This window comes from Syntrophales bacterium, assembly GCA_030655775.1.
Taxonomy (GTDB): Bacteria; Desulfobacterota; Syntrophia; order Syntrophales; family JADFWA01; genus JAUSPI01.
Map to the genome: position 1 here is coordinate 1 of JAUSPI010000028.1, position 9,545 is coordinate 9,545.

At 44.7% G+C, this 9,545-nt stretch carries 9 protein-coding genes; 8 read left to right on the plus strand and 1 reads right to left on the minus strand.

Features of this window, described 5'->3' with window-relative positions; genetic code table 11:
- Window positions 1-341 precede the first annotated feature (341 nt).
- The 8 genes from Q7J27_01405 (at window position 342) to Q7J27_01440 (ending at window position 8,507) form a co-directional block, all read left to right on the plus strand.
- The gene (locus Q7J27_01405) at window positions 342-1,835 is read left to right on the plus strand and encodes a DegQ family serine endoprotease (GenBank protein MDO9527795.1); all 1,494 of its coding nucleotides are present in this window, start codon (window positions 342-344) and stop codon (window positions 1,833-1,835) included.
- 195 nt (window positions 1,836-2,030) lie between these two features.
- On the plus strand, window positions 2,031-2,690 hold the full coding sequence (locus tag Q7J27_01410) for a hypothetical protein (protein ID MDO9527796.1): 660 nt from the start codon (window positions 2,031-2,033) through the stop codon (window positions 2,688-2,690).
- Between the two features lie 166 nt (window positions 2,691-2,856).
- Window positions 2,857-3,582, plus strand: coding sequence for an ABC transporter ATP-binding protein (locus tag Q7J27_01415; protein ID MDO9527797.1), 726 nt, complete (start codon window positions 2,857-2,859; stop codon window positions 3,580-3,582).
- The gene (locus Q7J27_01420) at window positions 3,570-4,784 is read left to right on the plus strand and encodes a SufD family Fe-S cluster assembly protein (GenBank protein MDO9527798.1); all 1,215 of its coding nucleotides are present in this window, start codon (window positions 3,570-3,572) and stop codon (window positions 4,782-4,784) included. Before Q7J27_01415 ends, Q7J27_01420 begins: the two co-directional genes overlap by 13 nt.
- 448 nt (window positions 4,785-5,232) lie before the next feature.
- Window positions 5,233-6,291, plus strand: a complete 1,059-nt coding sequence (locus tag Q7J27_01425; protein MDO9527799.1) for a CehA/McbA family metallohydrolase — start codon at window positions 5,233-5,235, stop codon at window positions 6,289-6,291.
- 177 nt (window positions 6,292-6,468) lie between these two features.
- Window positions 6,469-6,831, plus strand: coding sequence for a DUF6516 family protein (locus Q7J27_01430; GenBank protein MDO9527800.1), 363 nt, complete (start codon window positions 6,469-6,471; stop codon window positions 6,829-6,831).
- 34 nt (window positions 6,832-6,865) lie between these two features.
- Window positions 6,866-7,243, plus strand: a complete 378-nt coding sequence (locus Q7J27_01435; protein ID MDO9527801.1) for a transcriptional regulator — start codon at window positions 6,866-6,868, stop codon at window positions 7,241-7,243.
- Between the two features lie 58 nt (window positions 7,244-7,301).
- Entirely contained in the window at window positions 7,302-8,507 is a 1,206-nt protein-coding gene (locus Q7J27_01440; protein MDO9527802.1) for a C45 family peptidase, read from the plus strand.
- Between the two features lie 124 nt (window positions 8,508-8,631).
- On the opposite strand, the gene Q7J27_01445 is transcribed toward Q7J27_01440, so the two are convergent.
- Complete coding sequence (locus Q7J27_01445; protein ID MDO9527803.1) at window positions 8,632-9,090, minus strand: nuclear transport factor 2 family protein; 459 nt, start codon at window positions 9,088-9,090, stop codon at window positions 8,632-8,634.
- Window positions 9,091-9,545 lie beyond the last annotated feature (455 nt).

A 9,545-nucleotide genomic window follows, 5' to 3' on the forward strand; every position in this document is an offset into this window, starting at 1 on the left:
GTCTTCACGACTGAGAAATCTTAGATTTCTCCCTGCGGTCGAAATGACATTTCTTGATTGACACGACAGTAGTTTACTGCGGGCATATTGAAGCTCCCCGCAACAAGTTGCGGGGAAACTCCGACTTCCAAGTAACTTAAATTTGCAAATGCGCTATAAGTTGTTAATATTTACCAGAAATAACGAATTTGCTAAAAACATAAGTTACTTCCAATTATAATGCCGTAAAACGGCATGGTGGAGCTGTTAAGGAAAATGTTTATTTTTATTCGCTCGCTAACCCCGCCGCAAGCAGCGGGGAAGGCACTCGCTGTTCAGTTCAAACTTTTTGGAGGATATAAATGAAAATAAAGGCAGAAAGTAAAAGCAGAAAAACCTTTTTTGCGGTTTTACTGGTTTTTCTAATGGGGGTTTTTGTTGTTTCCATGGTCGGAACTGTACGGTTTTCGCCAGTATTTAAAGGAACTTACGTGGATGATGCGCTTGCAGCTTCGGTGGCAGAAGCTATAAGGCCACCCGACTCCTTTGCTGATTTGGCCGAGAAGCTAAAACCTGCTGTGGTTAATATCAGCACTACAAAGGTTATCAAGAGTGGTGCCATGCAGAAATTTATGTCTCCTTTCGGAGAGGAATTTCCTTTTGATAGGTTTTTCGGGGGAGACGAATTTTTCAAGAAGTTTTTTGGAGACATCCCGGAGAAGGAATTTAAACAGAAGAGTCTCGGATCCGGTTTTATAATCAGCAATGACGGCTATATATTTACGAATAATCATGTTGTTGAGAAAGCCGACAAGATAAAGGTAAAACTTTCCGATGGTAAGGAATACGATGCCGAAGTGAAAGGTAAAGATGCCAAGACCGATATAGCCCTGATAAAGATAAAACCGACAGGTAGCCTGCCTGTAGTTAGTTTTGGTGACTCAGACAACTTAAGGGTAGGCGACTGGGTTATTGCAATAGGAAATCCCTTCGGTCTTGAGCATACGGTGACCGCCGGGATTGTCAGTGCCAAGGGGCGGGTTATCGGTTCAGGTCCCTATGATAATTTTATCCAGACGGATGCCTCTATAAATCCTGGGAACAGCGGAGGCCCACTTTTTAATCTGCAAGGGAAGGTCGTGGGAATCAATACGGCAATGATTGCTCGTGGGCAGGGAATAGGTTTTGCCATACCCATAAATATGGCTAAAGGGATTTTGACCGACCTTAAAACGAAAGGGAAGGTCGTACGAGGATGGCTTGGGGTTTCCGTGCAGGAGATTACGGAAGATATTGCGAAAAACCTCGGGCTTAAAGATGCTAAAGGGGTCCTGGTGAATGATGTGTTCAAAGGGGACCCTGCAGACAGGGCAGGAGTAAAGACTGGCGATATTATACTTGAGGTTGGCGGGAAGAAGATAAAAGACACCCATGAGCTGTTGAGGATTGTAGCGACTCTTTCCGTTGGGAAAAAGGTTGAACTGAAGATTTTGAGCAACGGGAAAGAAAAAGTCCTGCAGATCGTGGTAGCGGAACGTGAAAAGAGCGAAAAATTGGCCAAAGCTGGAGAAATGAAGGAATATTTTGGAATGACGGTTCAGGAAATTACACCGGAGATTGCCGCCCACCTTGGTCTTTCCGAAGAAAACGGGGTCATCGTTACCCATGTGCAGGGAGAAAGCCCTGCAGATGATGGAGGGGTAAAACCGCAAGATATTATTCTGCAGGTAAACAAGGTTAAAATTTCTTCTATGGAGGATTATATAAAGGCCATTTCCCTAAAAGATGCAAAGGACAGCTGTATGCTTTTGATAAAACGGGGCAGGACGTCTTTCTTTGTTGTTATTCGTAAGTAACTACTCAGGCATGAGCAGTTACGAGGGACAGAGGCACAAAGAGAAAAGCAGAACAGTTTTATTGGTTCAATTGGTTTCATTCATTTTGTTAGTTAACTGATTTCAGTTAATAGAATAGATAGCCTTGCAGAGCTTTAGCCCTGCTACTTTGTGCCTTAAGCTATCGGCTAAAGCCGATAGCAGCCGTTTACTTTTATGAATACAAGTAAATATTTGTTGAATATTTATGAAACACTGGACAGGTATTTTGGGGACCTGTGCTGGTGGCCCGGTGAGACACCCTTCGAGATAATTGTCGGAGCGATACTGACCCAGAACACAAGCTGGGAGAATGTAAAAATTGCCATAAGTAACTTGAAATCAAAAGGATTTCTTTATCCTGAAAAACTTATTGATATAGAAGACGGTATTTTAGCGGGACTGATTAAATCTTCCGGCTATTATAATGTAAAGACAAAAAGGTTGAAGGCATTCCTCCAGTTTCTGCGCCGGGAATATGCATTGAATCTGGAGAAGATGTTTGAGGAAAACCTCTGGACCCTGAGAGCAAAAATGTTAGATGTTAATGGGATCGGAGAAGAAACAGCGGACAGCATACTCCTCTATGCAGGGAACAAACCGATATTTGTCGTTGATTTATACACGCGCAGGATTTTACAGAGGCACAAAATCATTGATGGCGGGCTAAGCTATGGGGAGATTCAAAAACTTTTTATGAATAGCATTCCCAACAGTGTTCGGCTATTTAATCAGTATCATGCACTTTTCGTAAACACGGGCAAGCATTTCTGCAGGAAAGCCCCTCGTTGTGAAGGTTGTCCGCTTGAGAATATGGAATCAATATCATTAAGTTAGTCGAGTGATTGAATTGAACAGCGAGCGCACTCCCCGCAGCTTGCTGCGGGGAGCTTCAATCGCAGGCGAGCTCGTTAGTTTTGATCAATAAAGTGTAAGCCAAATAATCGTTGTGACTTAGTGCCTCTGTGCCTTTGGTACTTGATAAGTTACACGGAGGTTCAAAATGTTGTTAGAAATAAGGAATTTAAGTGTTGAAGTCCAGGGCAAAGAACTGCTCCATAATATCAATCTTGAGATTGATCACGGTGAAACCCATGTCCTTTTTGGGAAAAACGGGTCGGGAAAGACATCGCTGTTGATGGCGATTATGGGAATGTCCGGATATAAAATCACAAAAGGTAATATCTTTTTCAAGGGAAACGACATATCCAATCTTCCGATTAATGAGAGAGCCAAGATGGGGATCGGCATGTCTTTTCAAAGACCTCCTACCATCTCCGGGGTAAAGACGAGAGACCTTGTTGAAATAATTAATAAGAATGGTAAGGCCACAGAGGATATAGCTGAGAGCTTGAATGTCTCAGAGTTTCTGGACAGGGATGTAAACCTTGGATTTTCAGGAGGAGAGATAAAAAAATCCGAACTTCTACAGCTCGTGTCCCAGAATTCGGATTTAGTTCTGCTTGACGAACCGGAATCAGGCGTAGACATAGAGAATATTAAGGTGATCGGGAAGGTAATAAAAAATCTTCTTGAGAAGCATCTTCGAAAGCATCGGACAAGGTCAGGGCTGGTTATTACACATACGGGCCTCATACTCAATTATCTTGAGGCAGATAAAGGACATGTTTTGCTTGATGGGAAAATGAGGTGTGAAGGCAACCCAAGAGAGATGTTTCAGATGATACAGAAATCCGGCTATGAGGAGTGTGTAAGGTGTCAAAGATAAGGGAAAGAGCAGAAGCTGCAGCAGACAAGAAGGCATTATACGGAGCTGATATTGACCTCTCCAGTTTTAAGAAAGATTCATCGGTTCACGAATACAATCCTGAAATGGCAGGTTTTTCTGAAGAAGAAAGAAAAAATTTTGCAGAGGTGGGAATCGTAACTTCAGGGGAAGAAAGATCAGGCAGTTTTTTGCTGATGGATCATTCACCGGTTCATTGCTCCGTAGGCCAGGAAGGCGTTGAACTGCTTCCCATGGCCGAGGCCCTTGAAAAATATGACGGCCTTAAAGATTACTGGTGGAAGGCTGTTGATGTTGGAACAGATAAATATACTGCCCGAGCGGAGCTAAATTTTAACAATGGCTATTTTGTCAGGGTAAAACCTGGAGTTAAGGCGACTTTCCCTGTGCAGGCCTGTCTTTACATGGGTGAAGAGGGGATTGCCCAGAATGTTCACAACATGATCATTGCGGAGGAAGGGTCGGAGCTTCATATTATTACAGGATGCACGACAGCACCCCATCTCGGAAGAGGTCTGCATATAGGTGTCTCGGAAATTTACGTAAAAAAGGGAGCCACGCTTACCTTTACCATGATACATAACTGGGGGGAAGAGGTTGAAGTCAGGCCGAGAACGGTTGTTATGGTGGAAGAGGGGGCGACGTTCCTGTCGAATTACGTCTGTATGAAAACTGTCAGGTCTGTGCAAATGTATCCCGCTGTCAGGCTTTTGGGGGAGGGTGCTGTAGCGCGGATAAACAGCATTCTGGTTGCGACAAAAGGATCAGAGCTCGATGTAGGGGGGAAAGTTTCTTTAGAAGCAGCCGGCACCAGGGCCGAGATCATATCAAGAACTATTTCTACCGGGGGGAACATCATAGCGCGTGGACAGCTGATAGGACACAAACCGGGAGTAAAGGCCCACCTTGAGTGCAATGGATTGATGCTTTCGGAAGAGGGGTCGATTCGTGCCATTCCTGAACTTGATGGAAGGGTTGCCGGTGTGGAGATGTCTCATGAAGCGGCGGTAGGAAAAATATCCCAGGATCAGATAGAATATCTTATGGCACGTGGTCTGAGCGAAGAGGATGCAACCGCCCTTATTGTAAGGGGTTTTCTTAACGTTAAGATGGAAGGACTTCCCGAAGAACTGCAAATGGAGATAGACAGAATCGTTTCCGAAAGCGGAAAAAGCATCCTTTGAAAATATTTCACAAATCCCCCGGTGAAAACCTTGGCACACATGGAGCGCAGCCCTTTATAGCTGCCATATAACCTGGTAGCGACACTTTTTTCTTGCCCTTAGTGAGACCTATTTTTCTGGTCATTGCGAGGAGCAGGGCGACGTGGCAATCTATTATGATTACATGGAGCTATAGATTGCGAGAGCTTTGCGGAACTGTAATTTTGGTCATTGCGAGGAGCGAAGCGACGTGGCAATCTTATGAATTATCAACATCTTGTGAGATTGCTTCACTTTGTTCGCAATGACAATGTGGCATTATGCAAAGATCTCAGATTGCTTCGCATGCCCCCTTCTCTACGCTCGGGGCTTCGGCTCACCGCAATGACAATATGGGTATTATGCAAACCTTTCTTAGTAGTGCAGGGCTTTAGCCCCGCCTCCATATTTTTAAAATATCATTTTTGTCATGCTGAAATTATATGACTATACGGGCATTATCCATTTCCACTCGGAGTATTCCTATGACGGCCGTGCTTCCATAGCTGAAATTGTCAAGGCGGCCGGAGAGAACAACATCGATTTTCTGATGCTTACCGACCATTCGACCCTTGAGGCAAAAAAGAGGGGACTCGAAGGCTGGCATGGAGATGTCCTGCTTATCGTGGGGGAGGAGATTACCCCCCGCTTCAATCACTATATCGCTTTCGGCATCGATGAACCTACAGTTGTCGGTAAAGATGATGTGGGTGATCCGCAGATATATATAGATACCGTCAGAAAACAGGGGGGAATCGGGTTCATCAGCCATCCTGATCACCAGGGGACGGAAATGTTTCACGTGAAACATTATCCCTGGCTGGCCTGGACGGTATCCGGTTATACGGGAATTGGTATATGGGACTTCATGACGGACTGGCAGTTTTTCCTGAGGGGATATCTGAGTGGCTTGATCGGTTACCTGTTCCCAGCCTATGTCCTTAGAGGTCCCAAAAGGGCTACCCTGGACCGGTGGGACAGACTCAACCGGAATTCGAAGGTTGTGGGCATTGGAGAGCTTGACAATCACGACAATCTGGAAAAAGTCCTCGGCCTGGGATTTTCAGTTTTCCCCTTCTCAAGGGCCTTCAAGTTTGTCCGGACGCATCTTTTGACGGAGTCGCCTCTGGTAAAGGATAACAGAAAAGATCAGGAGGCGCTTCTGACTGCCCTTAAGGGCGGGCGTGCCTATGCGGCGCTCGAATACTTCTGCGAGGCGAAAGGGTTTTCGTTTATTGTTGCCGATAGGGAAAAACGGGCCACAATGGGGGATGAATTCCTCCTCGACGGGAAGGCCTTCCTCAGGGTTGAAATCCCCGAGAAGGGGAAAATCTGTGTCGTCAGAGACGGTGTTCCATTTGGTGAGGCGGTCGGGAGGGTGAAGGAATACGAGATAAGGAAAAAAGGTGTGTACCGGATTGAAGTATATCTCAAACATTTCGGAAAATACCGCCCCTGGATATTTTCCAACCCTGTCTATATCAGATGATAAAAAGATATAACCGCACAGATTGATCTTTGCCGGCCATATATCGGCTTGTTGCGTGCAGTGGCAAAACATCTATCCATTCCCTCCCCCCATATAGCCAATAGACGACCCCTTTATGGACTAATTCGACTTTGAACCTTGACATGATTATCATTTGATGATAACTATAGTGGCACAATGACAAAAGAAAAATATCCAAGTAGAAACAATTCACTGGAAGTCCTGCTGAATTTTGATGGTGAATGTTATAATTTTGAAGACGGCTACTGGATAAAATTCGAAGTCAGACGGGTTGAGCCAAGCAAGCATATTCCGCATGGAATACAATGCTCTTTGACACTTCATGATAACAAGAACGTGCGAGTGTTAGGATTTGACAACGCCCATGGCTACAAACCGAGGAAGAAGAAATACGGAGCCCGGAAAGTAACGTGGGATCATAAACACGAGCGAGAAAAGGTGGTTCCATACGAATACAACAGTGCAGTTCAATTACTGGAAGATTTCTGGGATGCGGTCGATGAAATAAAAGAAAGATGAAAGAAATAAGTAATAATATGAAAGGGTGATAGAAATGATAAAGGCTTTAAAAATCGGCATTATGCCGAAAGAAGAATATCGTGAGAGAACAGTAGCGATTGCCAAAGGTGAGTATAAGCAGAAATCCGGAGAACCGAAAGTCTGGTTTGAGTCTATTAAATCTCTTGCACAGGTGTTGAGCGAGGAGAACCGGGAACTTCTGGATAAAATCATAGAAAACAAACCACGGTCGCTGAAGGAGCTGGAGTTTCTTACAGGCCGGAAAAGCAGCAATCTGTCACGTACCTTAAAAACAATGCAGGCTTACGGGATTGTTACGCTAAAAAAAGAGAAAAAAAACGTCAGACCCATAGTTAAGACTAATAAATTTAAAATAGAGATTGATCCGGAGCTTCAGCTTACCCGTTCGTGACACAAGGGGAGGACAAGATATATTGGTTGCAAACATGAAGCAAAAAGGAGGAGTCAACGTGAAAATAAGAATAAGAAGCGTTTTGATTTTGAGCATGCTTCTGCTGGTCTGCGTGGCGTTTGGAAAAACGCAGGCGGTGGCTGGAGAGCCGGCCCTTAAACCGATTGCAAAGTATGATGGAGGCTTGCTTTACAAGGCCGGGAAATTTAACGTTGTCGAGCTTCACGGCAATTTTCGCCAGATGGGAAGGCAGTATGGGCATCTGCTGAAGGATGATCTCAAAAAGTTTTACAAGCTGGCTATTGTTGATGGCCTCGTAAAGGAAAAACACCTCGACTACAAATTGGGGAAATATGTGGCAGCAGAGATTTTTTCAAGGTGTCCGCAGCGCTTTAGGGAGATTTTTTACGGGATTGCGGAAACATCCGGCATGGAGCTTGAAAAACTGCTTATCTTAAATGAGCTTGTCACCTTGGCTCATATTATGGGAGATGCTGTGCATTGTTCCTTTATCGCGACATGGGGCGATTACTCGGCGGACGGGACGATGATTACGGGGCGACACTTCGATTATCCCGAGCTCTTCAACAAATTCGCTGACTTTGTGACGGTGGCGATCTATAACCCCACTGACGGCAGTGTCCCGACCGCAACGGTGGGGTTCCTGGGCGGTATTGAAGCCGTCACGGTGATGAACCGGAGTGGGCTTTTTGCAGAGGTTAATGACGGCACTCCATCGGGTGGAAACATAATTACGGAAAACAGGATACTGAATTTTATACAGATCCTTGGTTTTCTCTTCAATTCGTCCGATATGACCCAACTCGACGCAGCGATGTTTTCCTCTAAGCCGGCGGTCGCTATTCTCCTCAATGTCGCGGACGAAAATGTTGCTTATTCGTACGAATGGCCCACATTCGGCATAAAGCGCAGGGGTGAGGATAAACCGGGACTTTTGGTTTCAACCAATCATTTCGTCGATCCGTCCTGGTGGATCGCCCCACCTCCGGGAGACATATTTCAAACGTTTTCTCGCCGTGCCAATCTTCTTGCGCTTGGCGAAAAATACAAGGGCAAGTTCAGCGTGAAGGTAATGATGAAGGTTCTTGATACGCCTTACGACAAGGGTGGGGCTCAAAGGTCACACAACATCTATGAAACGATCTTTGTTCCGAAAAGTCTTAAACTCTGGGTAAAAACGCTCGGCACATCAGGCTGGGAGGCCGTTGACCTGGCACGCCACTTCGACAAGAAAGTCAAATAGTGATAAGAACTTGCTTTTCCGGACTTAAAACCCGGGTGTCGGCAGTTCAATGTTGCCCTGACCCACCATGAAAATTAAAGGGGTAGCCATTTGCGGCTACCCCTTCTTTTTTACGGTAGATTCTTTACTTTTCCTTAGAACCTAATGGCTTGAGATTGGCATGTGCAATCCACTTCCAGCCATCGTCAGTCTTCAGAAAGACACTAAGCCTTGGCGCCGGCTTCTTTGTCAGCCGCCTGCCTTTAATTGTCTCCTCCACAGAAACAAAGTAGGTGGCAACAATGACCGGTCCGTTCCGGGTCACATGAAAGTTGGACAGAGTATATTCGCCGAGCTTGAGGTTTTTAATAAGTTCTATTTCCTCCATGCGGTTATTGGCACCGTCCTGATGCACTGACTGAAATCCCTCGGCAATCTTCTTTTCGACACTCTTCATGTCTGTTTTCTTCATACCGGCCCACAACTGGCGCACCAGCTTCTCTCCCATATCGGTTTCAGAGACAGCCTCCTGACCAGCCAAAACCGCCTGATTTAAAAACAGAAGGGCAACGGCTGATATCAACAATACCTTAAAAAATTTCATTCTTATATACTTGCCTCCTTTTATGTTTCCCCAACGTTTAATATTTGATTGATCCTATAATTCCCTAATCAAACCTGATAGGCAAGGAAAAAAAGATGATCCCCTTTAACGAATTATCAGTCAAGTGTCGTTTGTTACGTACTGGCAAGCTCTTATCAGTTTTTGTTTCCTCCTCAAAGGTAATGCTATTAAACGAATAGCTGAAAAGTTTAGACGCTGATTTTTCCCAGAGCATAGCACTGCCAGAACCTTGAAAAAGTGACGACAAATATAGAAAAACCTTGACAAAGAATGTCAACTTAGTATTGTAAATGCTAGCGTGAGTTTATTAAGCACATGGGCATAAACGTGTATAACATAACGAAAATATAAGCATAAATAGGCAGATTATTTGTATACACTGAAAGGTATTTTGGTTCTCAATTTCATTTCCGTTAAATTCATGCCCCTGGCAA